General features: G+C 60.1%; 18 protein-coding genes and 4 pseudogenes. 10 read left to right on the top strand and 12 right to left on the bottom strand.

Annotated features, from left to right (window positions below):
- Nucleotides 1-516 precede the first annotated feature (516 nt).
- From AC0L3D_RS30100 to AC0L3D_RS30075, 6 genes and pseudogenes are all read right to left on the bottom strand, one after another.
- Nucleotides 517-750 (bottom strand): hypothetical protein, encoded by a 234-nt coding sequence (locus AC0L3D_RS30100; protein WP_473646751.1) that lies wholly within the window; start codon nucleotides 748-750, stop codon nucleotides 517-519.
- Between the two features lie 114 nt (nucleotides 751-864).
- Nucleotides 865-2,481 carry a 3'-5' exonuclease gene (locus AC0L3D_RS30095; protein ID WP_473646750.1) on the bottom strand — a complete coding sequence of 539 codons (1,617 nt, stop codon included), beginning with the start codon at nucleotides 2,479-2,481 and terminating at the stop codon, nucleotides 865-867.
- Between the two features lie 436 nt (nucleotides 2,482-2,917).
- Nucleotides 2,918-4,192 (bottom strand): annotated as a pseudogene (locus AC0L3D_RS30090) (UvrD-helicase domain-containing protein); the annotation flags it as partial.
- Complete coding sequence (locus tag AC0L3D_RS30085) at nucleotides 4,189-4,725, bottom strand: PD-(D/E)XK nuclease family protein (protein ID WP_473646748.1); 537 nt, start codon at nucleotides 4,723-4,725, stop codon at nucleotides 4,189-4,191. The pseudogene AC0L3D_RS30090 and the gene AC0L3D_RS30085, both read right to left, overlap by 4 nt.
- Complete coding sequence (locus AC0L3D_RS30080; protein WP_473646746.1) at nucleotides 4,664-6,847, bottom strand: PD-(D/E)XK nuclease family protein; 2,184 nt, start codon at nucleotides 6,845-6,847, stop codon at nucleotides 4,664-4,666. Before AC0L3D_RS30080 ends, AC0L3D_RS30085 begins: the two co-directional genes overlap by 62 nt.
- Before the next feature lie 81 nt (nucleotides 6,848-6,928).
- Nucleotides 6,929-7,306, bottom strand: a complete 378-nt coding sequence (locus AC0L3D_RS30075; RefSeq protein WP_473646745.1) for a thermonuclease family protein — start codon at nucleotides 7,304-7,306, stop codon at nucleotides 6,929-6,931.
- 161 nt (nucleotides 7,307-7,467) lie between these two features.
- Here AC0L3D_RS30075 and AC0L3D_RS30070 point away from each other — a divergent pair, with 161 nt between their 5' ends.
- The 8 genes from AC0L3D_RS30070 to AC0L3D_RS30035 all read left to right on the top strand — a co-directional run bounded on the left by AC0L3D_RS30070 (nucleotide 7,468) and on the right by AC0L3D_RS30035 (nucleotide 16,279).
- A complete protein-coding gene (locus tag AC0L3D_RS30070; protein WP_473646743.1) occupies nucleotides 7,468-7,719 on the top strand; it encodes a hypothetical protein in 252 nt (83 codons plus the stop codon).
- A complete protein-coding gene (hxsB, locus tag AC0L3D_RS30065; RefSeq protein ID WP_473646741.1) occupies nucleotides 7,716-9,125 on the top strand; it encodes a His-Xaa-Ser system radical SAM maturase HxsB in 1,410 nt (469 codons plus the stop codon). Before AC0L3D_RS30070 ends, hxsB begins: the two co-directional genes overlap by 4 nt.
- On the top strand, nucleotides 9,122-10,213 hold the full coding sequence (gene hxsC / locus AC0L3D_RS30060) for a His-Xaa-Ser system radical SAM maturase HxsC (protein WP_473646739.1): 1,092 nt from the start codon (nucleotides 9,122-9,124) through the stop codon (nucleotides 10,211-10,213). Before hxsB ends, hxsC begins: the two co-directional genes overlap by 4 nt.
- Nucleotides 10,210-10,782: a His-Xaa-Ser repeat protein HxsA gene (gene hxsA / locus AC0L3D_RS30055; RefSeq protein ID WP_473532188.1), complete on the top strand. Its 573-nt coding sequence runs from the start codon at nucleotides 10,210-10,212 to the stop codon at nucleotides 10,780-10,782. Before hxsC ends, hxsA begins: the two co-directional genes overlap by 4 nt.
- A complete protein-coding gene (locus AC0L3D_RS30050) occupies nucleotides 10,757-11,152 on the top strand; it encodes a TIGR03982 family His-Xaa-Ser system protein (RefSeq protein WP_473646738.1) in 396 nt (131 codons plus the stop codon). The genes hxsA and AC0L3D_RS30050 overlap by 26 nt, the downstream gene beginning before the upstream one ends.
- Nucleotides 11,130-12,377 carry a His-Xaa-Ser system-associated MauG-like protein gene (locus AC0L3D_RS30045; RefSeq protein ID WP_473532186.1) on the top strand — a complete coding sequence of 416 codons (1,248 nt, stop codon included), beginning with the start codon at nucleotides 11,130-11,132 and terminating at the stop codon, nucleotides 12,375-12,377. Before AC0L3D_RS30050 ends, AC0L3D_RS30045 begins: the two co-directional genes overlap by 23 nt.
- Before the next feature lie 563 nt (nucleotides 12,378-12,940).
- Nucleotides 12,941-13,930, top strand: a complete 990-nt coding sequence (locus AC0L3D_RS30040; RefSeq protein WP_473532185.1) for an AAA family ATPase — start codon at nucleotides 12,941-12,943, stop codon at nucleotides 13,928-13,930.
- Between the two features lie 9 nt (nucleotides 13,931-13,939).
- A complete protein-coding gene (locus AC0L3D_RS30035; RefSeq protein WP_473646736.1) occupies nucleotides 13,940-16,279 on the top strand; it encodes a S8 family peptidase in 2,340 nt (779 codons plus the stop codon).
- 49 nt (nucleotides 16,280-16,328) lie between these two features.
- Here the strand turns inward: AC0L3D_RS30035 and AC0L3D_RS30030 are convergent, their stop codons facing one another.
- From AC0L3D_RS30030 to AC0L3D_RS30020, 3 genes and pseudogenes are all read right to left on the bottom strand, one after another.
- Nucleotides 16,329-16,766: a DUF1612 domain-containing protein gene (locus AC0L3D_RS30030; RefSeq protein WP_473646734.1), complete on the bottom strand. Its 438-nt coding sequence runs from the start codon at nucleotides 16,764-16,766 to the stop codon at nucleotides 16,329-16,331.
- 79 nt (nucleotides 16,767-16,845) lie between these two features.
- Nucleotides 16,846-16,947: pseudogene (locus tag AC0L3D_RS30025) on the bottom strand (hypothetical protein); the annotation flags it as partial.
- Between the two features lie 107 nt (nucleotides 16,948-17,054).
- Complete coding sequence (locus tag AC0L3D_RS30020) at nucleotides 17,055-17,246, bottom strand: hypothetical protein (protein WP_473646733.1); 192 nt, start codon at nucleotides 17,244-17,246, stop codon at nucleotides 17,055-17,057.
- Here AC0L3D_RS30020 and AC0L3D_RS30015 point away from each other — a divergent pair, their 5' ends adjacent.
- Both AC0L3D_RS30015 and AC0L3D_RS30010 read left to right on the top strand, forming a co-directional pair.
- Nucleotides 17,247-17,423, top strand: a complete 177-nt coding sequence (locus AC0L3D_RS30015; RefSeq protein ID WP_473646731.1) for a hypothetical protein — start codon at nucleotides 17,247-17,249, stop codon at nucleotides 17,421-17,423. It abuts the gene before it with no gap.
- Complete coding sequence (locus AC0L3D_RS30010; RefSeq protein ID WP_473646729.1) at nucleotides 17,416-18,513, top strand: IS1595 family transposase; 1,098 nt, start codon at nucleotides 17,416-17,418, stop codon at nucleotides 18,511-18,513. The genes AC0L3D_RS30015 and AC0L3D_RS30010 overlap by 8 nt, the downstream gene beginning before the upstream one ends.
- Nucleotides 18,514-18,552: 39 nt before the next feature.
- On the opposite strand, the pseudogene AC0L3D_RS30005 reads toward AC0L3D_RS30010, so the two are convergent.
- The 3 genes and pseudogenes from AC0L3D_RS30005 to AC0L3D_RS29995 form a co-directional block, all read right to left on the bottom strand.
- Nucleotides 18,553-21,439: pseudogene (locus AC0L3D_RS30005) on the bottom strand (Tn3 family transposase); the annotation flags it as partial.
- Between the two features lie 134 nt (nucleotides 21,440-21,573).
- Nucleotides 21,574-22,002 (bottom strand): hypothetical protein, encoded by a 429-nt coding sequence (locus tag AC0L3D_RS30000; protein WP_473506271.1) that lies wholly within the window; start codon nucleotides 22,000-22,002, stop codon nucleotides 21,574-21,576.
- Nucleotides 21,999-22,542, bottom strand: a pseudogene (locus AC0L3D_RS29995) (recombinase family protein). The gene AC0L3D_RS30000 and the pseudogene AC0L3D_RS29995 overlap by 4 nt, the downstream one beginning before the upstream one ends.
- Between the last annotated feature and the right edge of the window lie 64 nt (nucleotides 22,543-22,606).

Here is a 22,606-nt window from a genome sequence, read left to right as displayed (position 1 = left end):
TTGTCGCTCTTGATCGCCCTGCTTCAACTTCGGTCGAAGTCGGTCGCCGCTTAGCGCCCGGATTGTTCACGGTCGACTGATTAGGGTCATCAGTACTGGTTGTGGCGAACGGTCCGGTTTCGTGACAGAAAATCGATACCGGAAGGCGGCATTGGGTCACGGCCTGCCGTAGGGCGGCCGCGAAGGAAAGTAGAGAAGCGTAAGATCTTCTCTTTGGACTGGTCGTGATGGGTGGCGACCGGCAGGCCCAATCGCTGTTCTTTGGGCCGGCTCGGCGCCATAGACTTCGAGAAGCTTCGACTGGGAGTACAGCAACGGGTCTGGCCCCGGCATGGGTGAACGTTCGGGACGCTGTAGGCCTGAGAATGACGGCTTAGGGACCACCATAGGCGACGTTCCGTCCAAGTCTGACGAGAGAGCAGACCTTAAAGTATGTTCGCAATGTTGATCCAAAGCCGTCGCTACCGACATCATCGGGTTTCGGAATGCCATTGCTTGCAGAAGCCACGGTGCCGATCAAGAGGCGCCGTCGACACGCTCGGCTATGGCGAATGCCTGTAGGTTCCTTGCCTTGCCGTACTCTTCTTCGGCGTTGGCGATAATCGAGAAGAACGCCGCACGGGCGATGTCCTTCTTTGACGCGTTCGGGTGTTCCTTCCTGGCCGCTTTGATCAATTGCTTGGGTGCCATGTCAGGCGTCACGACCCGCATTAGGGTGTCGGCTATCGCCTGCATCTCGTCCGCGTTCATCATCCAAACTCCTTAGAGCCACCCGCATTCGCACAGTATCTCATAATCCTAATGTGTGGAAAACGTGCCATGCGCGCCGTATCAAATATACAATCGCCGGGTGTGAATTCGACATCACGTGTTCCAATCGGCGCGGACACCAGGCTCCACCCACCGCACAGTGCCAGGCGTCATATAGACCAACGCGCCGCGGCTCGCGCCGGTGGTTCTCAAGTAGTCCTCGAGTTGGCCCGCGTGAATTCGCATGTCCTCCTCCGTCGGCGCGATGTCACTTTTCCAATCGAGAACCACCGAGGCGCGACCCTCGTCCAATGCTACGGCGTCAATCCGGCCGGCAAGCGCTGTGGGCTCGCTCGCATCGGCGAGCAAGGCATAGATCGGCCATTCTGGAACAAGACCCGGTCGCAGGGCGGCGATCTCCGGAAGATGCAGAGTTCGCCAGGCGGTCGAGGCGATTTCCCCGACTTCGGGAAGACCGCCCTCGTCTTCGCGGTCGACCACCAGCTCTTCGATAAGTTCGCGGGCGCGATCGGCGAACCCGACGAGGTCTTCACCAAGTTCATCAGTCAGGACCTCCTCCATGAGCTTGTGCAGGACAAGGCCCCGGACACGTCCTGCGCCGATCGGCAACTCTGTCTCCAAAGCGTCGCCGGAGTCGATCGCTATCGCTTCGGTCATAGGAACGCGATCGGGATCCTGGTTGCTTGGCTGGAGCCACATGAGCGGGACGGCGGCAGCGGCGATGGCGGCGCGCTCTGTCTCGAAGATGTCTCGGGTCTGTCCGTTTGGCAGATCGGCCGCGGCAGGGCGCGGTGCCGGTTCGAAACGCGAGAGATCCAGCAGCGGGAGCTCATGGTGCGCCAGGTCGACGATCCGCGCCCAGGACCTTTGCTCCGCCTGGGGCAGCTCCGGGACGACGAGGAGCTCGCGAGCGCGAGTACATGCGACATACCAAAGGCGCTCGCGTTCACGGGCGAGGCTTTCATCATCGGACGCAAGCGCCAGCAGAAGATCGGGCGGGACGACGTCGCCGATGACCCAGTGCAGCGTGTTATCGGACGCGCGATGCACGAACGGCTCGCGCGAGCGGAGCAAGGTGGCTGTGTTGACCGGAATCACCACCGGCCATTCCAGCCCCTTCGCGCTGTGGATGGTGATGATCTCGATGGCGTCGCCTTCGGCATCAACCCGGCCCTCGCTGGACGGAACTCCCTGACTCCAATCCCTGGTAATGTCACGGACAAACCCCTTGAGACCGGTGACGCCGTAAGGCCGCGCCCGTTCGAGAAAGGCTTCTACGTTCGCAGCCGCGCGGGCGCTGCGATCACCTTCACGCGCGGCAAGAATGGGTCGAACGGCCAGCCGCTCGGCTGCTTCGGCGAGCAGCAGCGCTGGTGTGGTCGCTCTAGATTTCCATCTCAGGTCTTGCAGGATCGAAAGTGTCCGACGCGCAATCGGATGCGTGACGTCGCTCAGTTCGGTCAATAACGAGAACCGCGGGACCGCGTGCGGGCGATCGGGGTTTTGGGGCAAAGCCGCGGTGATATCGAGAAGCTCTTCCTCGGTCAGCCCGACAAGCGGGCCTCGCATCAGCGCTCCGAAGGCCAGGCTGTCGCCGGCGTCGGCGAGCACGCGAGCCAGGGCGAGCATATCCTGCACTTCCTGACCGAAACAGGCCCTTGCCCGCTTGAGACGCGATCGGCAAGCCGCGTTGTTCCAGCGCGCGTTCATAGCGCCAGAGTTCGGTCCCCGTCGGCGCAAGCAGGGCTATGCCGCCGGGACTGAGGGGAACCATCACGCCGTCGTCCTGGCGAACATGCAGATTGCCGATGAGCCGCATGCAGAGTTCAGCGACAGCTTCTGCCTCGGCATCGCGGATGTGCTCCGACCGCGAATTGGGCGGCACGTCGACGGTGATCCTGGCCGCACACGGAAGGTCGTGGGTGGGGGGATCGATGGTCGCCGTGAGCGCCACATAGCCAGGTTGCCCGACACCAGAAAGGGGCGTCTCGAAACAGCGGTTGACATGGGTAAGAATGTCCGGCCGGGAGCGGAAATTTGCGGTGATCTGGACGATGTTGTCCGGCCACCGCCGTTGGATTGCGGCACGCGCCTGCGCATAAGATGCGGCATCGGCGCCACGGAACCGGTAAATGGCCTGTTTCGGGTCGCCGACCATGAAGAGTGCCCCAGGCCTCAAGGCGCTGTCCTGCCAGTGTGCCGCGCGGTCTTCAGCGGCGATCAGAAACAGGATTTCGGACTGAATGGGGTCGGTGTCCTGGAACTCGTCCACGAAGATGTGCCGGTAGCGGGCCCCGAGAGCGCGGCGTACGACATCCTGGTCGCAGACAAGGGCCCGCGCCCGCTCCAGAAGATCATCGAAATCGAGGACGGCTGCGGCGCGCTTGAAGGCGGCGTAGTCGTCAAGCACCTCGTCGAGTTCGGCGGAGAGGCCTGCCACAAGCGCAGTGGCAATCCGGCCGAGCACCACTCGGTAGCAGTGGTCGACCCGGTCGAAGTGTTGGCCGGATTCCTCGTTGAGCCGGCCGCCCAGATCCTTGCCGGCGACTTTTTCCCAGGCCGATTTCCGTCTTGGCCTGATTAGATCGAATGTGTTCTTTCGCATGCAGGAAAGTCGAATCGGATGGGCGAGTGCCCAGAGCCGGGGAAAATCGGGCGGCGCCTCAAAACTGCCGGCGTAAAAGTTTGCCAGCGTCTCGAGCTCGCCCACCAGCTCGAGCGTTTTGGGCTCGACGGGTTGAGCGGCTATCCAGTGCCGGAAATCCGCGACCGCTTCGACCAGGTCGATATCCGGGCGGCCGGTGAGGTCGGCAGGCAGTGCCCGCGCATCACGATGCTTGAGACGAAAGCGCGCGAGTTCCTGAAGGGTGGAGACAACGCGGCGGGGGTCTTGGCGCGACAAGACTACGATCGGATCGCCTGGCCGCTCCGGACTGTTGAGCCGCCGTTTGAGCCATTGCTCGAATACGGAGTCAAACGCAGCGGCGGCCTGGACCGCATCGAGCATCTGCGCGCCTGGATCAATATCAGCCTCGACCGCGTAGCTTGAGATGATGGTCTGACAGAAGGCGTGGATCGTTGCGGTCGTAAGTTCGTCAAGTTTGGCAGCGGCGGCGGACATTGCGTGCCGCTGAGCCGCGTCGAGGCCATTGGGCAGGGCTTCCCGCAATGGTGCCGGCACGCGATCGGCGAGGAGTTCGTTGACGTAGCGATGGACCCGCACCGACAGCTCGCTGGCCGCCAACTCGGTAAAAGTGATGGCCGCGATCTCACCGGGTTGGACGCCGCGCGCAAGCAGCATCGTCACGCGCCCCGCCATCAGGGCGGTCTTGCCGGTGCCAGCCGCCGCTTCGACGAGCAAAGTCGAATCAAGTTCAGTCAGAGCCCGCCGGCGCGCGAGACTGTCCGCCAATTGGATCATCGGCAACTCCAGACGCGCGCATAATCGTCGAAGGCGCGGCTCAGTGCCGGCTGTTTGATTTGAAAGTACGCTGTCGGAGATGCCGGAAGCGCCAGCCGGAAGTCGTTCCAGTTCTCGCGCGCGTCCGGACCGGGCAAGGCCCTGCCCTGCCGCAAAAGGATGCCGGCCGCCGTTACATGGCCTGCGACCTCCGCGATGGCCTGATCGACGTCGGGCAGTTTGTAGACCCGCGGCTCGCCGCCGCCGAGATAGATGAGGCGGGCGACGACGCGCGGGTTGTCCGGCACGAGTTGGCGCGCCGCCAGCGCATAGATGACGCGCTGGAGCTCGGCACCGCCCCCGAGCACGATCTGGTCGGCCTTCTTTGGCTCTGCACCCGTCTTGTAATCCGAGACACGAGCCGCGTTTCCGGTGGCAGTCAGATCGAGCCGGTCGATGCTGCCCTTGACCCGAACCGTGGTTCCGGTGATTTCAACCGGCGCGGTCGGATCCCAAAGGAAGATCGCTCGCCGCAGCAATTGCCTCGTCAGCACGGCCGAACGCCAGCTCGGTCCAACTGCGGGTGCCCGGCTGGAACGTCTCGTCAAGCGTCAAGGCTTTAAGCGCGAGTTGGGCAGCAGCGTCCAAGGTGTGCCGCCACAGCAGCAACGGCGGCACGGATCGCTTCAGCGGCCACTCCCCACTGACCGTCGTCGCCGCCTCTGCCAGGGCGGCCTCGACCTCGTGCCGCGCGGCGCGGGAATAGCCTGGACTGGGCTCGAGCGTATCGACGGTCCGCTTGAGGAGCTCATGCACGAGATCGCCATAGGCACGCGCATCGAGTGTCAGCGGCTGATCGTCTTCGGCGACCGACCGCCAGCCCAACGCATAACGCCACACGAAGGCGAGGGGATCGCGGAGCATCAGACGCAGCGATGTCGCGGACTGAACCTCATCGATGGCACGAGCGATGACTGGATGATCGACACTCGTCCGACCATCATGGGCGGTGATCGCAGGATTTCGCCAGTCGCGCCAGCACGCGTTAGCCGCCGCAAGCGCCGGCGAGTTCGCGGCCTCGTCCGGTCGGGCGAGCAACCGATCGGCCTCGCTGAACGCGTGGGTCGGGATTCGCGCCCGCTTAAGCCCTTGAACACGGGCTGCTTGCGGCACGAGCGGACTGGCCGCGAGGAGGCCGCCTTGGGCATTCCGCCGGCTTCTCGACAGGATGCAGCCACCGGATGCCTGGGCAGTGATTACCTGGAACGCACGTCGGTCCTGCGCGGTGACAGGGTCGGGATCGAGTATGCCACGGGGCAAAACATGGCTTGGGATCAGTGGATCTTCTACAGCGCGGCGCGGCCATGAGCGTGTGGTCATACCGAGCAGACGAACCCACCGGCGAGGTGCCGCGGCGAGATGACTCGCCGGACACCACACGGCACAGGCGCCCGGGTCGCGGCCGTCGGGCAAGCGAAGCTCCTGCAGCGAGAATTCCAGCGCCTTGGCAGGCGCGCGCCGCAATGCCTCACTCCAGAGCACGCGAGCGGAGGTTCCCAGCAACATAGTGCCAGCCTGCTCGGCCGCGGCCGGGCCGCTGGCCAGCATTTCGAGAACGGGCGTCAGGATCGGCCTCGGATCGATGCCGTCGGTTCGGAGACGGCTCGCTGCGTCCAGCGCACGAAGCCATTGATCGAGTTCGAAGAGCGCGGCGCCGGGTTGCAGACCCAGCGACCAGTTCCGCGGTAAGTTTTGCAAGCCGCGGCTCCGGCCTGCGGCGTGACTGAAGAGCCGGCGCAGGCGGTCCTGACTGAGGCCATTCAACAGAGCGTCGGCAAGCGCGCCGCAGGCCTGGCCCTCGCGCGACGCCAGGGCCGGCACACCGTGCGAGAAATGCAGCGGCAGGTCGGCGTCCGCTGCCAGCACGAGAAAGTGCTCGTCCCATACCCCGGTCGAGGTGGCGCAGATCGCAATTTCTTCGGGTCTCGCCCGTCCAGATGCGACGAGCTCGCGCATCCAGCGTAGCGCTTCCACCACTTCAGCAGCAGGATTGGCGCAGGACACCATTTCCATGGCGACAGCTGTTGGGGGCTGGTCAGTAGTGATCTCACCCGGGAACCAGCTGACGTCCGTGGCGCCGGGACTGTGCCAGGAGAGAGGCACCGTCTCATTGAGGGCCTGAAGCAGAGGGTGCCAGACCGGGGCGACGCTGTCGACGCGGTCAAGCTCCACCGAACCTAGCACGGCTGTCGCATGGACGAGGCGCTTCAGCGCGGCGTCGCGAAGGTCGCGCGGCGTCAATACGCCTCTCGGCAGGTTAGCGCGGACGCGCTGCTCGATCTTGGCAATATCCGCCAGTAGGGCGCTGCGATCATCGCTTATCGGCAGCGAAAGGTCGGCCTGCCAGATTTTGGAGAGCGTCCGTGCGATGGCACGGATCATACCTGGAAGCTGCCGGATACTTTCTAACTCGGCAAACCTTCCGGCTTCGAGTGCGGCCCGGATGGCTGGATCGAGGTCGTCGGATCGGGCAGGTTGCGTAAAGCCGCCGGCCAAGCGGGCGGCCAGTTGCGGCATAGTGAGGATTTGCACGCCGGTTTCGCCGCGGCGCGCAGCAGCGATCCGACGCATTCGAAAGGCGAGAGGTCCTTCGACGACAACGGTCCCGCGGTTCATTGAAACATGGCGCCCGGGCTCATGCGAAGTCGCCTTGCAGTGCACGCAAAACCCCCATCGCGACGAACAGCAGTCCGATGATCAATTCCACCATGAATACTGCTCTCCTGGCTTCCACCGGACTGCATAGCCTTCCTCGATCAGTGTTTGTCCGGCGGTCTTGCCGTTCGGCAGCCGTATTCTAAGCAGCGGGCGATTGTAACGATCCTTCCTACCGGAGTCCTCAACCCACACTTTATCGATGCGTGGGAGCTCCGCTAGGCGAAGCTTCGCGTGATCGCCTAGCAGCCGCTCTCTCGCGCATCTGGCATTCGCAATTTCCGCTGTGTCGATGCCCGACTTGAACGGCTCCCCATTTCCGAGGAGCCGCATCCTCTCGCCGTTGCACTTTATTGTGTCGCCGTCGACCGCCGAGAGACTTAGGCAGAAGATGGCACTGGCGGCGAGGAACGCAAACATGCCGCGGCCCTAATTGCTGGGCTGAAGGAGCGCTTTGAGGCGGAGCAAAGGATAACCGGAAAGGTTGGGAACGGTTCATTTCGCGAACCTTTGTTCTTAACTTCACGTTGGATGCGTTCTACCGTAAGGTCGTTAGCTGGGGTAAAGGGCGGGCGGACGACGTGTCAAACACATTTCTCATCGAAATCGAGCCTCAGTTCCGGGGCCATCTGGCCGCAGCTGTTGCTCGCCTCGGTTATCTTTTTCCGCAATCAACGTTCGCGGTTACTGAAACTGGAGTTAGCGTCTCCACAGGAGATCGGGACGAAACCGATTTGAAGCGGGAGATTTTCTACGCCGTCTACCGCAGCCAAATCTACGTCGAAACCCTTCCGCTGCGGCGCACACTTATCGACGGCCTGCTCGCCCGATGACCATCTGGCCGCTCAAATTCCGGCCCAACAAGGCAGGTGGACTAAATTTCGCGGATGACGCAGGCGGCTTCTTCCGCTCGGACGATCGGTTTCTTGAGCGTTATGCTGGGGATAACCTTTCGGAGGCGGACAGCGCGTTCCTTCGTCGGCATGGCCACGCGTTCGACGAGATTGATGATCTGTCCTACACCGGCTTCGCCTACCGCTGGGCGGCCCGTCAAAGCTATCCGCGCCCGACAAGCTACATGATCCTTGTCCCAACGCTCCGATGCAATCTGGCGTGCAATTATTGCCAAGTCTCTCGAGCCGATGAGCGAGCTCGGGGCTACGATTGGACAGAAGAGACCGTGCAGGCCGTCTTGGGGTTTCTCGGTGGACTGGCTTGCTCTGAAATCAAGGTTGAGTTTCAAGGTGGCGAGCCACTGTTGCGAGTCGATCTTCTGGAGCGCGTCCGTTCGTTTGCCCGCGGGCGGTTTTCCAAGGCAGAGTTTGTGGTGTGCACAAATTTGCAGAACCTTGGACCTGCAGAATGGGCTTTTCTCGACGCCGAGGATACGTTCATCAGCACATCGATCGACGGCGATCGCGTTACCCATCAGCGACAGCGAACGAAAACGACTGAAAAAACCGAGCAGTTTTTTGGAAATTTGCAGGCTGCTGTCGACCGTTTTGGAAGTCATCGAATTTCGGCGCTTCCGACTATTGATCCCGACCGGCCCCCCGACCTCGACGCCATCGTCGAGACTTTTACAGAGTATGGCGTCCACTCGATCTATCTTCGCCCAGTTAACCATCAGGGCTTTGCCCGCAAACGCTTCGCATCGAACAGCAGCACCGACAGGTGGAATGCCATTTACGGCGCCTTCATCGATCTGCTCATCGAGCGCAACGCCGCAGGCAACACGCCGGTAGAAGAATACTATTTCGTCCATTGCCTGAGGCGGGTGCTAAAGGCAGGTCTTGATAAGCACGTCGATCTGCGCAATCCTAATTTCCTCGGACGCGACTATCTTGTCGTCGATTTTGACGGGCGGTTTTATCCGACTGACGAGGCTCGGATGTTGACCAGGATTGGCCAAATCGACCTTTCGATCGGAAATGTGTTCGACGGATTGGAACTCGAGAAGCTTTCTATGTTGAACGAGAACGCGACAAATGCGTTTGATCCGGACTGCATCCATTGCCCTTACCAGGCCTTCTGCGGAGTCGATCTGATCGACGAAATTTCGCGGAGCGCCCGCATCGACCAGCCGAAGCATGAGACCGATTTTTGTAGTCGGCACATGTTCATCTTCGACAAGGTTTTCGACTTAATTTATTCTGACGACCCGAAGGCGCAAAAATCCCTGGCCCTGTGGACCGGAGTAAGCGAGTTCCCGTCAGAATTGCGGGCGGTTCACCATTGATCCTCCTGCGCCTTCCCATCGATCAACTCCCCCTGGAAGTGGCGACAGTGACGAGGCTCCGCGGCTTTGACCGTGAGGATTCGCCGCACGCGCTCGATGCGTTTCTAATCAGCCGGGATGACGCCGTCGCTGAATATGATCTTTGCGGAATGTCCTTGCGGATCAATGTTGGCTCAGCGGAAGAGTTGGAGAACGACGTCCTGCTGCTTCTACCTGGTCAGAAGTCTGCACATCGCCTTATCCGCGCAGGCTCCAAACACAATACATTTCTGGTCACTGAGCGTTGCGACCAACTTTGTGTGATGTGTTCGCAGCCGCCGAAGACGCGCCACGTCGATTTGTTTGCGTGCTTCGAACAGGCCGCAATACTTGCGCCACGAGATGCATATCTCGGCATCTCCGGCGGAGAGCCAACGCTTTTCAAGGACCAGTTATTTGCCCTGATGCAACGGGTGTTCACTGCCCGTCCCGATCTGCGGTTTCACGTTTTGACCAATGGTCAACATTTTGAACCATCGGATGCTGAAATCATTCGTGCGCTCGGACATGACCGCGTTCTATGGGGAATTCCGCTCTATTCGCCCCACGCCGATCGGCATGACCAGATTGTTGCGAAACAAGGCGCATACGTTCGGCTTATGCGCTCTCTTGCCATTTTGGCCAACGCGGGGGCTGCGATCGAGCTTCGGACAGTCGTGTTAGATACCAATGTCGAGGGGCTGCCCGAGTTGGCCCGGGCCCTATCGATTGACATGCCCTTCATCTCGATTTGGGCGATAATGCAGCTCGAGAATATCGGATACGGGCGAAAGAACTGGCGACAGCTATTTTGCGATACGTCTATCTCTTTCGGCCCGATCTCAAAGGCATTAGACATCGCAGAGGCGCGCGGTCTGAATGCACTGCTTTACAATTTCCCTCTATGCACAGTTCCGGCCCGATACCGATCATTTGCTACCGCTACGATTTCGGACTGGAAAAGAAAATTTCTAGATAATTGTGAAGTTTGTTCGGCAAAGAGTAGTTGCGGGGGGTTCTTTGAATGGTATCGTGAAACTGAGGGCTTCCGGGGGGTACGCGCGATATGAAGAAGACGCCGTTTTTGCTGTCTTCACTGCTGGCAGCTGGACTTTTTCCGCACAAATCTGAAGCAGCGTCTCCCGGCGCGATGGTGCCCAGGAAAGACGGAAATCCGTCTCTTTTCGAGCGGTTCGGGCTCCAGCATCACTTCACCCTGGCAGGTCACCGTTCGCATTCAAGTCACCGTTCGCATTCGAGCCACCGGTCATCCGGAGGTGGCGGATATTCGGCTCCGGTCTACAGGGCGCCTACTCCGCCGCCGACTTACTCACCGCCGGCGCCGACCTATCAACCACCCAATCGAAATCTTGAAAGCACCCCGCCCTCATCGATCCTGCCAAGTCCGCCGGCAGCAGCAATGAAGACACTACCGGGTAACTCCGAAAAGTTCCGAAGAATCGTTGCGGAAGTGCAGACTGCTCTTCAGATTTTTGGCTACTACACCGGGGAGATTGACGGCTTTGTCGGGCCTGACACGAAGGTGGCCTTAAGCAAAATGCAAGCAGACAATAACCTGAAGGTTACTGGCACTATCACGCTTGAGGTTCTCGATGCGTTTCGCATTACCGCACAATAGTCTCGCTCTTGTCACTGCGTTCGTACTAGGCCTTGTAGCATCCCCTATCGCCGCGCCGCTTTGGAAGAGCGCCGTCATCGGGGTTTCCCAGGATAAATTTGCCGATCTCACCTACAAATGCGACCACGCAATGCGTGAACACATGATTGCCAAACAGAAGCTGAACCGAGATCCCGTTCGGGAAAACGTAAACAACCTGCGCGCGATGGAGATCGGCCTGCTTGATTGCCAGGACTACGATCTGCTGCGCAAGCGCCTGATCCTGTGGGGTCTCTCGCACAATGAGGTGAGCGAGATGAGCCTGCGCGCCGTCGAAGAAAGAGCGGATTCGCTCAAAGAGGTCATTCGTGTTCACGAAATCCGATATTAAGCTCTGTTGTTTTCTGTGGGTCGTTGTGTCGGGAACCGTTGCGTCGGCGGATTCACTTCGGGAAACCGTTTTGCGTGAGGCGGCTGTCGAGGCTGGTATGGTTCCGGCCGAGGCGACTCATATCGACGTGTCACCGGAGCTCGCCGCAGTCGGGCGGCTTCTCTTTCAGTCGAAGAAAATGTCGCTCGATCGGGAGACCGCCTGTGCAACCTGTCACGTTGACAGGTTTGGGTCCGGTGACGGAATTCCAAACGCCATCGGAACCAAAGGTCGGGGCGAAGGCGTCGAGCGTTTGCTGGGGGGCGGAGATATCATTCCTAGGAATGCACTTCCGTTTTGGGGGCGCGGCGGCAAAGGCTTTGATGTCTTTTTCTGGGACGGGAAAGTCGATGCCTCCTCCGGCATATTAAAGAGCCAGTTTGCAGGCAAGGAACCATCCGGCGATGCGTTAGCCGTTGCCGTTCACCTGCCGCCGGTGGAAGTCGGCGAAATGATTACGAACAGCCTCGAAAACGATCGCCTGGAAGCAGAGACAGTCGAAGCCGCGACCAAAGTCTACGATGAGCTTCTTTCGCGCATCCAAGCAGATTCGGAAATCGCACCCAAACTGGCCGTAGCGAAGGGGATCTCTATCGCCGACCTGGATTTTGTCGACATTGCCGATGCGATCGCCGGCTTTATCCGAGATAATTTCGCCGTACAGTCGACACGATTTCACGAGTTTGTGTTTTCTGAAGGCGACCTAGAGCCGGCGGAGGTTGCTGGTGGTTTGATTTTCTACGGCAAGGGCCGGTGCGCGACCTGCCACAACGGAGCGTATTTTAGCGATTTGCAGTTTCATTCAGTCCCCTTTCCTCAAGCTGGGTTCGGGAAAAATGGATTTGGCGTGGACTATGGGCGTTTCAACGTCACGATGGATGATCGAGACCGCCATCGGTTCCGCACTCCGCCGCTGTATAACGTGGTAAAGACAGCGCCTTACTCGCATTCAGGATCGATTGTGGAACTCAGTAATGCAATCAGGACACACACAGACCCGCTTTCTATCTACGATCCGGCTTTATTGTCTGCTGTCCAGCGGGTGGAGTTTTACGAACGACTAAAAGCGTGGAGCAGTGAACCCGTTTACGGCGTCTATCTGGATGATGGGGAAATTTCGAATTTAAAATCCTTCCTTGGAACGCTCAGCTACGACAGCAAAGTTCGAGTTGAAGTTACCGACTAGATTCAACGCCATGAGCACATGTTTCGACCGGTAGCCGCAATCGCAGCGAGGCAGTCTCTCGAACAATCGGTCGACCTCGTAGCTACATCGCCCCTGACGGTTATCTACCTGAGGACAGCCGGCCTATGCGGCGTGGGGTTGGGACAAACGCTGGACGCGCAAGAAAAGATGATGGGGTCCGCGAGTTGAGCCAAGTCCTCTATCATGAGTTCGCTATTGACAGCCCTGCTCCTTTGTTCCGGGGCTAACAGGTGCCGAGTGCCTCGCGGTGTAGGTCGCGCCGTCACTGTGAAGTTGACGGCCGGACAGGCCCAGCCGCTCAGGCAGAATCGGAGGTTAGTTCCTACGTCGAAACGGTTGAATGTTCGCGTTATCGGCGAGACGAAGGCCGACGACGCTAAGGGACACCCTGTCATTCAGCAGCGAGGAGAGCAGCTTTTCATTTCGCAAAGGCAGGAATTTGGTCGCATTGAAGTTGTCCACAAATCAAGCAATCTACAGAGATGGTGAAATATGCGGATGCGAGTATGATTCGGGCCCGCTTATGAAAGCAGAATTGGACAATGGCGCGCGGCGAGTTGATGAAAAAGCTTCTGGCAAGTTACGGCAGGGATGATGAGTTCCGGGCCGTGGCCGAGCAGATCATCACCGAGGAGGAAAAGAAGAACAATCGCGTTCTCGCCCGCTCCTTGCGAAAGACGCTGGAAGCCGGCCCATCCCAGCCTTCCCGCCCAAAGGCGCTCGCACCGCTGATCCCCTTTCCCGAGGCAGCCGGCGATTTCATCGAACTGATCGAGCCAAGTCACAACCACAAGGACATCATTCTCAGCCCGGAGAACATCCGCGTTTTCTTGGGATTGCTGAAGGAATTCCGTCGCGCCGAAGAGGTACGTCGGCGAGGACTGCCAGTGAGGTCAAAACTGCTCTTTTGCGGTCCTCCCGGATGCGGCAAGACGCTATGTGCTGAGATTTTCGCGAGCGAACTCGGACTCCCGCTCTATTTGGTCAAAATTGATCGTCTGATTTCATCGTACCTCGGTGAGACGGCGGCGAACGTCCGTAAAATCTTTGAGTTCGCCAGAAAGCAACCTTGCGTGCTGTTCTTTGATGAGTTCGATGCGCTCGCCCGTGCACGTGGCGACGATAGCGAGCACAACGAGCTCCGCCGCGTTGTGAATAGCCTGCTCATCTTCATCGACCGAATTACGCCGAAAGGCTTTCTCATAGCCGCCACGAATCTCGATCATGCGCTAGATCCCGCGCTCTGGCGCCGTTTCGATGAGGTGATCTGGTTTGACCGCCCCAATCGGAGGATGATCGAGCGCTTCCTGCGGATGAAATTCAAGAATTTGACGGTCGCCTTCGATCCGGCGACACGCGCTGCGGATCTCGAGGGATATTCGTTTGCGGATATCGAAAGGGTCTGCATCCAGGCTATCAAGTCGGCCATCATAGAAAAACGAAAAGACGTCAGGGAGGGGGACTTTCGTGCGGCGCTTACCGATGAGCGCCGACGCAAACACCGAAGCGCCCGACTGACCCAAGACACGTAGCCGTCTCGCATGGCGCGCTACGATCATTTACAGCTCGTTCGACTGCCCGCGCGGTTCGAACGCCGCAAGACCGGCGGAGGCGGTGGCCCGCCTCAACGTGATCCCGGAGATTACAGCCAAAAGTTGCAGGACGAGCTCGACCAGGCGGTTGCTACGCAGCAGCGACGTCGACGTCCGGATGCTATCGATCCTGCCTTGATCTTGAAAGTGCAAATGACCGGCGCTCTTCAAGAAGAAGAGTGGAACCGCGTTGGCCTCACCCTGCTCTCGAGCGACGAAGACCGGACTCTCGTACTCTTCTCTTCGACCGACGAGATGCGCGCCTTTCGGGAGAGATTGGAGGCTTATGGCAGGGGGATTCCTGCCGGCCAGAAAAGCCCTGCCTACGCAGCATTCGTCGCGGCAATAGATTCGATCGCTGCGATAGAGCCTCGCGATCGCATCGGTATGCGCGTACGCGAGGAAGGGCTTACGGAGGTCGAAGATTTTCAGCCGGGCACCGACTACGTGGTTGACATCGAAATTTGGGACCTTGGCCGGCGTGAGACTCGCACTCGGAAAGTCGACGACATCGCAGGCTACGTGGAGGCGCGAAATGGAGAGGAGCTAGACCGGTACATAGGCCCGAGCATCACACTGATCCGCGTCCGCTGCGACGGCGCAGTGGTACGAACCCTACTGAGCATCGATGAGATTGCCGAGATCGACTTCCTTCCGACACTCGACACGACCAGTGCGCAAATGGTTGACCAGACGATTGCTGACCTGCCGGAACTCGCAGGATTTCCCGATGATGCGCCGCTGATCGGTATCATCGACAGCGGCGTGAACGACCATCCGCTGATTGAAGACCTTATTGTTGGTTCGATCGCAGTCCCTGACACTCTGGGAACTGCTGATGATCACGGTCATGGAACGTTTGTCGCGGGAATATCGACGTTTGGCGATTTGCGAGCTCAACTGGGTGCAGGCCCGCTCAACCGGGTCGCCCGCTTGTGCTCAGCCAAGGTCATTGACGACACCGGCAACTTCCCAAACCAGCGACTGACACCCAACCAGATGCGCGAGGCGATCACGCGGCTCAATGCGGAGTTTGGCTGTCGGATCTTCGTCATCGCCCTCGGTGACCGCAAGAAGGTAATCGAGGGTGGCAAGGTCGGTCCGTGGGCCGCAACTCTCGATGAGCTCGTCCGAGAACTGGACGTCATCATCGTCGTCGCGGCCGGCAACCGTCCGCCGCGAAGCGGATTGCGAGTCGAACAAGCTGTGACCGAGTATCCTGGTTATCTAGTGGAGCCCGGCAATCGGCTGTGCGAGCCAGCTGGCGGAATGAACATCGTTACCGTCGGTTCACTGGCACATGGAAGCGGACTCGGCCCGAGGGCTGAGGACGATGTGGGTGTGCGGGCAATCACCGCGGCCATGGAGCCTTCCCCGTTCTCTCGCGCCGGGCCCGGTGTCCGCGGCGCGATCAAGCCTGATTTCGTCGACGTCGGCGGCACCTTGATTTACGACGGTACCGTGGCCCGTCTGCGCGGCGGTGAGGAGATACCCGAGGCAGGTGTTCTGTCCCTGCATTTTCGACCCGTAGAACGCCTTTTCGCCAGCCGCTCTGGAACGTCGCATGCTGCCCCGCTTGTCGCGTTTAAGGCCAGCCAGATCCTCGCCCGCTTTCCCGACGCATCAGCGAATCTTGTGCGCGCACTCCTTGCCGGCAGCGCTACCGTGCCTGCAGAATCAACTGCTCGCCTGCAAATGATTGGCGATAATTCCGAACGAGCCATTTGCGGCCATGGGTTGGTAAATACCGAGCGCGCGGCGTTTTCCGACGACGCTCGCGTTGTCCTCTATGCGGAAGACGAACTCGCGATCGATCATTTTGCCGTCTATCAGATCCCCATTCCCGAGCTATTTCAGACCACGCAGGGGCGTCGATCGATACGGGTGAGCCTGGCCTATGATCCGCCTGTCCGGCATAGTAGGCGGGATTATAATGGCGTGTCGATGGGTTTTCGATTGATCCGTGGGTGCGAGCCGGAACTCATTTTCGAGCATTTTCGCCGCCGGACTGAAGACGAAGGCCCGTTCCCTGAGATGGGTCCTCGCTTCAACTGCCAACTCGAACCTAGTTCGACAATTCGCGAGAAATCGAGCCTTCAGACAGCGACAATTTCGTTTTCGCGAGATGTCAGCCGGTATGGCGACACATACTACCTTGTCGTTCGCTGCGCTGCAGGCTGGGCCGATGAGATTCCTCGGCAGTCCTTCGCTGTCACGGTTGAAATCGCCCACGAGGCCGAAGTGCAGCTCTATGAGCGCTTGCGCCAACGGGTCAGGGTTCGCGCTTAAGGTTGTATCCACTAATAGGTGGTCGGCATCAGTGCGACCCTGATGGTTATTATAGCACCCCCCACGCGCGAAACCTCCCCCTGCCCGTCATCTCGCGAAGGCCGAGCTCGCCGATAAGATTGAGCGCGCCCTGCTTCGAGACTTTTAGCACCTCTTGGATCATGCCGGTCGAGACGATCGGCCGCGAGAGTACGAATTCGACCAGGTCGGCCAGTTTCGAGCTGGTCCGCCGTTGTTTGAGCCGCCGTTCCATCTGGCTTTTCGCCATCACCAGCCGATCGTGTTCCTTCAGGCCAGCCAGCGCCGCCTCTTGGATTCCATCGAGGTAGGCCAGCAGCCGATCGCTGCGATTGCGCGCACGCCTCCGCTCGCGCGGAATGGTTTTGGCACCGAGATGCAGGCTGGCGAGATGATTGGCTGCAAGACCCTCCTGCCGCAGCAGCGCGGCGACGAACAGCGGCCCGAGCCAGACGGCATGCTGCAGCACCTCGATGTCGGACCAAGGCCTCGAGCAGAATTGCGCCGCGCAGCACGACCGGCAACTCCCGCGTTTCCGCGAGGACGGCCCGCCATTCGGCCAGCCGTTCCTCTTCATTCCAGTCAAGATCGTAGATCAGGCCGTTTTGCGGCTCCGGCCGGTCGTCCGAACGCGGCGTCCTCGCCGGCACGTCGGCGCCGCTCAGAATCTTTGACGAGCGCGCCAGGACAGCATCGATCTCGGCAAACTCTTCAGCCAGAGGATCGTCCTCATCATCATCCCGAACATCGGCTTCAACTACGCTGGCTCCAGCCCCCTCCCTTCCCGGTTTTTTTGTCCCGCCGCCGGTATGGCCCCACCCCTGCCGGTCAGCGCCAAAAAACCTTCCAGGCCGAGCGCCCACTCCGGCTTTTGCGACAAAATGCGCCGGCGGGTTCGCAGCACCGCGTGCGCACGAGTGAGTTCGTGCGTTGGGGTGCGGATGTCCATGTGGGCGTCGTGCAGGACGAGGTCCTCGAGGTGGACAAGCTCGCCTTCGAGGGGTCAGAACAAGAGCTGCTCAAAATCGTACGCAGGCTTTATCAACCAAAGACAGCAATCCCCTTGCTGTACACCGCGTTTCATGGGATTCTTTGGACGCGATCCGAAGGAGATGAGAATGCCTGAAACGATGCTTGCCGCGCTTTCCAGTATCCGGACCGTTGAAGAGATGATCGTGGCCTTCGGGGATGAGCAGCATTGTCGTCGGTTGCTGGAAAGCATGGTGTGGCCGGATGGTCGGATTTGTCCGGCCTGTGGTTACAAGCGTTCGATCGCGCTTGCTGGTCGCGATACCGGCAAGGGGCGTGCGCGACCGGGTCTCTATCAATGCTCCAACGGCGATTGCCGGTTCCAGTTCACCGTGACGACCCATACCCCGCTGCATTCGACCAAGCTGCCCTTGCGTGTCTGGTTGAAGGCCATGTGGCTGCTGCTGCAATCGGATAAGGGCTTGTCCTCCGTACGGCTCGCCGAGATCCTTGGCGTGAGCCAGCCGACGGCCTGGCGGATGGGTCACGCACTGCGGCTGATGGTGGCGCGGGAAAACATGCTCGACGGCACGGTTGAGATCGACCATTTCCATCTCGGTGGAAACCCCCGAAAGCGGCCGGATGACCCACCTCCGGGCCGGGGCCGGAAAGGCCAGGCGAATACGGAGAAGGCGCCGGTCATGGCCATGGTGCAGCGGCCGACCGACGTCACGTTCGGCGCTCCGGCCGGTGACGCGCGTGCCGCGGTCGTGACCGGTCTTTCAGCGCGAGCAAGCGAACGCGTCATTGAAGCGCAGATCGAATCGAGAGCTCATTTGATGAGCGACGAGTGGAAAGCATTCATGGCCATTGGTGAGAGCTTTGCCAAGCACGAGACCGTGAAGCATTCCAGTGGTGAGTATGTTCGCGACGCCGTCCACGTTAATTCGGTGGAGGGCTTCAACTCCCGCGTCCGCCGCACCATCGCCGGCGTTTTTCATCATATCAGCCCGGAGCATGCCGACCTGTATTTCCACGAGATTGGCTTCCGATGGTCGCAACGCGTGGTGTCTGGGAGCGCTGTTCGGAAAACCCGGCATGGTCGAGAAGTCTTGAGAACCATCTGGTCGCGCGTGCCGCCGGCGCTGCAACTACTGAGCGTCTTTCGCGCTGCCACGGGGCGTCAGATGCGCCGAAGCCCGGACGGCGGAATCATCATCAAATCAACCGTAGCTGCCTTTGGTTGATAAAGGCCTCGTACGCTAAGGTCGAACGGAGCATGAACATCATGCCGCCCGTCGGATTGGCGCTGGCAAGCGAAGCGATCTGAAGCCTTCGGGCATCTGGTGCTCAGAATCCCAGGTGTAGATGCCTGTGAGGTTGATGTGTTCCCAACTGAGCGGCGAGACGTGTTTGAGCAGGTCATTCGAGATAGTCCGATCCGCCATGCGAAGGTGCGTGGCTGCGCGGTCAAGATAGACGGTGTTCCAATGGACGATGGCGCTGACGACGAGATTGAGACCGGAAGCGCGGAATGCCTGGCTCTCGAATGACCGGTCACGGATTTCTCCGCGCTCGTGGAAGAACACCGCGCGCTTGAGCTTATGCGCTGCCTCACCCTTGTTGAGGCCGGCTTGGCACCGTCGGCGCAAGGCCGGGCTCGAATACCATTCGATCATGAACAGTGATCGCTCGATCCGGCCGAGTTCCCGCAGCGCCTTGGCCAACTGGCTTTCCTTCGGAGACGCCGAGAGCTTCTTCAGGATCGTCGAGGGGACGACGGCGCGCGTGGTGATCGACGCTGCCAGATGTAGCAGGTCATCCCAATGGTCAAGGATCAACGCGTTGTTGATCGGTGCACCGATGTGGTTCGTCAGCGCCGGGTAGCCGTCGCCTTTCTCGAATGTGTGGAACTTGCGATCTTTGAGGTTGCGTAGCCGCGGCGCAAAGCGTTTGCCGATAAGGGCGAACAGCCCGAAGACGTGATCGCTCGCGCCGCCAGTGTCAGTAAAATGCTCCTGGATATCCAGGATCGTATCCTGGTCAAACCAGGCCATCGAGCACGTAGGCCGCTTCGCTTTCAGTGGGGCTGATGGGCAAGATACTGAAATAGCCGTACTGATCCGACAGGTGGCTGTAGAATTTCGATCCCGGTTCGCTGCCATAGTGCAGATTGACGTCACCGCGTTTTGCCGCTCGGTCGCTCGCACGGAAGAACTGTCCGTCGGACGACGCGGTCGTTCCGTTGCCCCACAGATGGGAATGTGGGTGACCGGTATGTGCGTCGGTGATGCAGGCCTGAGCGGCGCGATAGGTTTCTGATCGGGCATGGAAGGTGCGCATCCAGCCAATCTGATGGGCGCTGATGCCCTTGGAGGCGCCGGCCATCCGCTTCGGACCGAGATTGGTTGCATCGGCCAGGATGCCGGCCAGCATGGCAGAGACATTCCGTGGGGCGTCGCCTGTGCGGACATGTGTGAAGTGATTGGCAAAGCCCGTCCAATCATGCACTTCCCTCAGGAGATCAGGAACTTCGACCAGCGGATATATCTCGCTGATCTCTGCGTTCAGTTCTTCGGCTGCCGCAGGAACGTCGCCGACGGTCGGCGTCACGATCAGCGTTCCCGCTTCGAGACGAACACCCTCGAGCTTACCAGCGCGAGCGCGATAGGCCAGGCGCTTCAGATTGAAGTCCAGCACCTGCTTTACTTCGCTCAGCCAGGCGGCGACGTCACTGCCCACACCAAGGCCAAGCCGATCATCTTCCTTCATCGTGGTGAACGTAGATCGCGGCATGAGGTGCTCGTCGATCGGACGGAACGAGCGGCTGCCCTCTACCCATATATCCGCCGAGCGAAGGCGCTCGCGCAATGCGGCGAGCGTGGCTATCTCATAGAGGCGGCGATCAGGCTTCTGCTGCCCAAAGATCAGTTTCCGATCGGTTGGACTGAGATGGCTGGCCGGAACACGCTCGGGCAGTGCACCCCGTCCCTCCGAATGAAGCCTTCGGAGCATCGCAATGGCTGTGAGCAAGGAGTCGTGGCGGCGCGCTGAACGGAACGCAAAGGTCGCCAGGAACGCCGACGCATATTTGATGACGCCACTATGCTGCTCGGCCGCCAAGACCAGCGGGGATGCCTCATTTTCCTCGACCATTGCTGCAAGCTCCGGCTTCATCCGAAGCAGCCGGTGCCAACCGAGCATCTGGTCGACCACCTCAAGTGCGTCCTGACCCCTATCGTTGGCCGATTGCAGCGCCGATATCGTATCGAGGAAAAGACGCAGGGCCTTGGAGGTATCTGTCCGATGGTCCATGTGCCGCCGTTTCTTGCGGCTGTGCGCCTGGGAGAACAGCCGTCCGATCAGCTTGATGAACATCGTCACGGCGTCATCGGTTAGCTTCTCGCCGAGCTTGATCACCTGCGCGACGATCAGGGCGTGACGACGGCTCGCGTTGAAGTCGTTGGCCAGCCACGCCGGCGTGGAATTGCCCTCGCGGACCATCTGGTCCCACCGCCCGGGAGCCACGCGCGCCCGTAAACCGGGATCGATTCCAAGCGTGCGCAGGAATGCAATCCGCTCGGTCAGTCCTATCAGATTTGAAGCCGCGGGCGCTTCCGGCGCCGACCGCAACCAATGGAAGCGGGTCTGACTGATCGCCGCGTCAACCTCGAGCAGCTTGTCGAGCGCCTGCAGCTTCTCAGGGGCCAGACCTTCGATAAGCGCTTCCTCCGCGCGGCGGCGAGCTATGGCACGAGCCGCAAGACCCATTCGCTCGATGATCTCTGCCGCGGGCAACAGTGCTCCGCGTTCTCGCAGCGTGGCAACGATGGCATTCACAATCGAAGCGCCGCTGTCGGACATCGCGGCCGCCTCCACTGCCGTCAACAGCGCGGCGCGACGATCCTGAGCTGTCGCGCTTCTGACGCCGAGACAGATCATCAGACGCGCAATGTGATCGCGACGCGTCTCTTCGCGGCGGGCATAGGTTGTGAACACACTGGGATCGGCGCCGATCTGGTCGGCGACATATTTCAGCATCGCGCCGGGCGGAATTTCGCCTGCCGCCAGCACCCGACCTGGATGTCGCATCACGCAAAGCTGAACAGCGAAGCCGAGCTTATTGTGCTCGCGCCTGCGCAGGTCGATCTGGAGGCGATCAGCCGCGGAGACGTCGCGCCCCGGCAATCGTGAGACCAAGCAAGCTCAGTTCATGCTCGTTCGCCCTTAGCGTACGATTTTGAGCAGCTCTTGTTCTGACCCCAACATATGCGATTTTGGCCAACTTGCGGAACAATCCGAGAACGTCACGGCTTGTTCTCCTTGGCTTGGAGGAGCATGGCGACGTTTTCGGCGGCAAATTTGAACCCTCTGCGGTCGGGAATTCGCTCAGCGGAGATCGGGTAGCGTGGCCGCTTTGGATCGATGCCGGTGATCCGGAACCGTTCGCTTCCGGTGCGGAACTCGCGTCCGAAGTCCGAAGGGGCCAATCCGAATTGCTCTGCCAAGAACTCGAACCTGTCTTTTTCGAGATTGAATGCGGTGCCGTCGGAAGCGGGAATGCTGACGCGGAACACGGGCTCGAAGAAGAAGCCGGTATCCGTGCCGTGCCATCCGGCGCCCTCGATGACCAGGCCATGGTCCTCAGCGATCTTCTGGCAGACTTCGAGCATGCGGGTCTGGATCTCTTCGCATGTCGCTGGCGTCAGACGGGTTATGAGCCTGCCCTTCGTCATTTGCCCTTCCTCACCTGATAGACAGTACCGCGTGAGACGCCGAGATCGCGGGCGATTTGTTGGGCCCTGACCCTGTTTAAGCCTTTGCTGGATCGCGTCGCGGTCGATTTTCGGCGGCCGGCCCTTGTATGTGCCGCGCTTCTTGGCGGCAGCGATTCCCTCCGCCTGGCGCTCGCGCCGCAGATTGGTCTCGAACTCGGCAAAGACACCAAGCATGTCAAAGAAGGCCTTACCGGCGGCGGTCGACGTATCGACAGGTTGTTCTGTCGCGGAGAGATGCGCGCCCTTCGTCTTGAGCTTGTCCACGATCATCTGCAGGTCGCGCAGCGATCTGGCCAGGCGGTCAATCCGGGTGACGACAAGCGCCTCGCCAGCATGAATGAAGTCGAGAATGGTGTTGAGTTGCGGACGGCCTTCCAGGGTAGAGCCGCTCTTCTGCTCCTCGCGAATGACCTCGCAGCCGGCGGCCTTGAGCGCGGCGATCTGTCCGGCGAGGTTCTGGTCGGTGGTGGAGGTGCGGGCGTATCCAATGAGGGTCATGCAAGCTGTTCATTTTGGGTGTGCCGGCGCGATGCTCTGTTCATAACGACGATTGAGCCCAAAA

The sequence above is a fragment of the Mesorhizobium sp. WSM4837 genome (assembly GCF_055811435.1).
Note: the sequence above shows the minus strand (reverse complement) of the source record. Positions and strands in the feature narration are given on the sequence as shown.

What these genes read in the sequence shown, in the direction of transcription:
- AC0L3D_RS30100 (WP_473646751.1), bottom strand. Translation starts at nt 750, where the DNA reads ATGAACGCGGACGAGATGCAGGCGATAGCCGACACCCTAATGCGGGTC.
- AC0L3D_RS30095 (WP_473646750.1), bottom strand. Translation starts at nt 2,481, where the DNA reads ATGAACGCGCGCTGGAACAACGCGGCTTGCCGATCGCGTCTCAAGCGG.
- AC0L3D_RS30080 (WP_473646746.1), bottom strand. Translation starts at nt 6,847, where the DNA reads ATGAACCGCGGGACCGTTGTCGTCGAAGGACCTCTCGCCTTTCGAATG.
- AC0L3D_RS30075 (WP_473646745.1), bottom strand. Translation starts at nt 7,306, where the DNA reads ATGTTTGCGTTCCTCGCCGCCAGTGCCATCTTCTGCCTAAGTCTCTCG.
- hxsB (WP_473646741.1), top strand. Translation starts at nt 7,716, where the DNA reads ATGACCATCTGGCCGCTCAAATTCCGGCCCAACAAGGCAGGTGGACTA.
- hxsA (WP_473532188.1), top strand. Translation starts at nt 10,210, where the DNA reads ATGAAGAAGACGCCGTTTTTGCTGTCTTCACTGCTGGCAGCTGGACTT.
- AC0L3D_RS30050 (WP_473646738.1), top strand. Translation starts at nt 10,757, where the DNA reads ATGCGTTTCGCATTACCGCACAATAGTCTCGCTCTTGTCACTGCGTTC.
- AC0L3D_RS30040 (WP_473532185.1), top strand. Translation starts at nt 12,941, where the DNA reads ATGGCGCGCGGCGAGTTGATGAAAAAGCTTCTGGCAAGTTACGGCAGG.
- AC0L3D_RS30035 (WP_473646736.1), top strand. Translation starts at nt 13,940, where the DNA reads ATGGCGCGCTACGATCATTTACAGCTCGTTCGACTGCCCGCGCGGTTC.
- AC0L3D_RS30020 (WP_473646733.1), bottom strand. Translation starts at nt 17,246, where the DNA reads ATGGACATCCGCACCCCAACGCACGAACTCACTCGTGCGCACGCGGTG.
- AC0L3D_RS30010 (WP_473646729.1), top strand. Translation starts at nt 17,416, where the DNA reads ATGCCTGAAACGATGCTTGCCGCGCTTTCCAGTATCCGGACCGTTGAA.
- AC0L3D_RS30000 (WP_473506271.1), bottom strand. Translation starts at nt 22,002, where the DNA reads ATGACGAAGGGCAGGCTCATAACCCGTCTGACGCCAGCGACATGCGAA.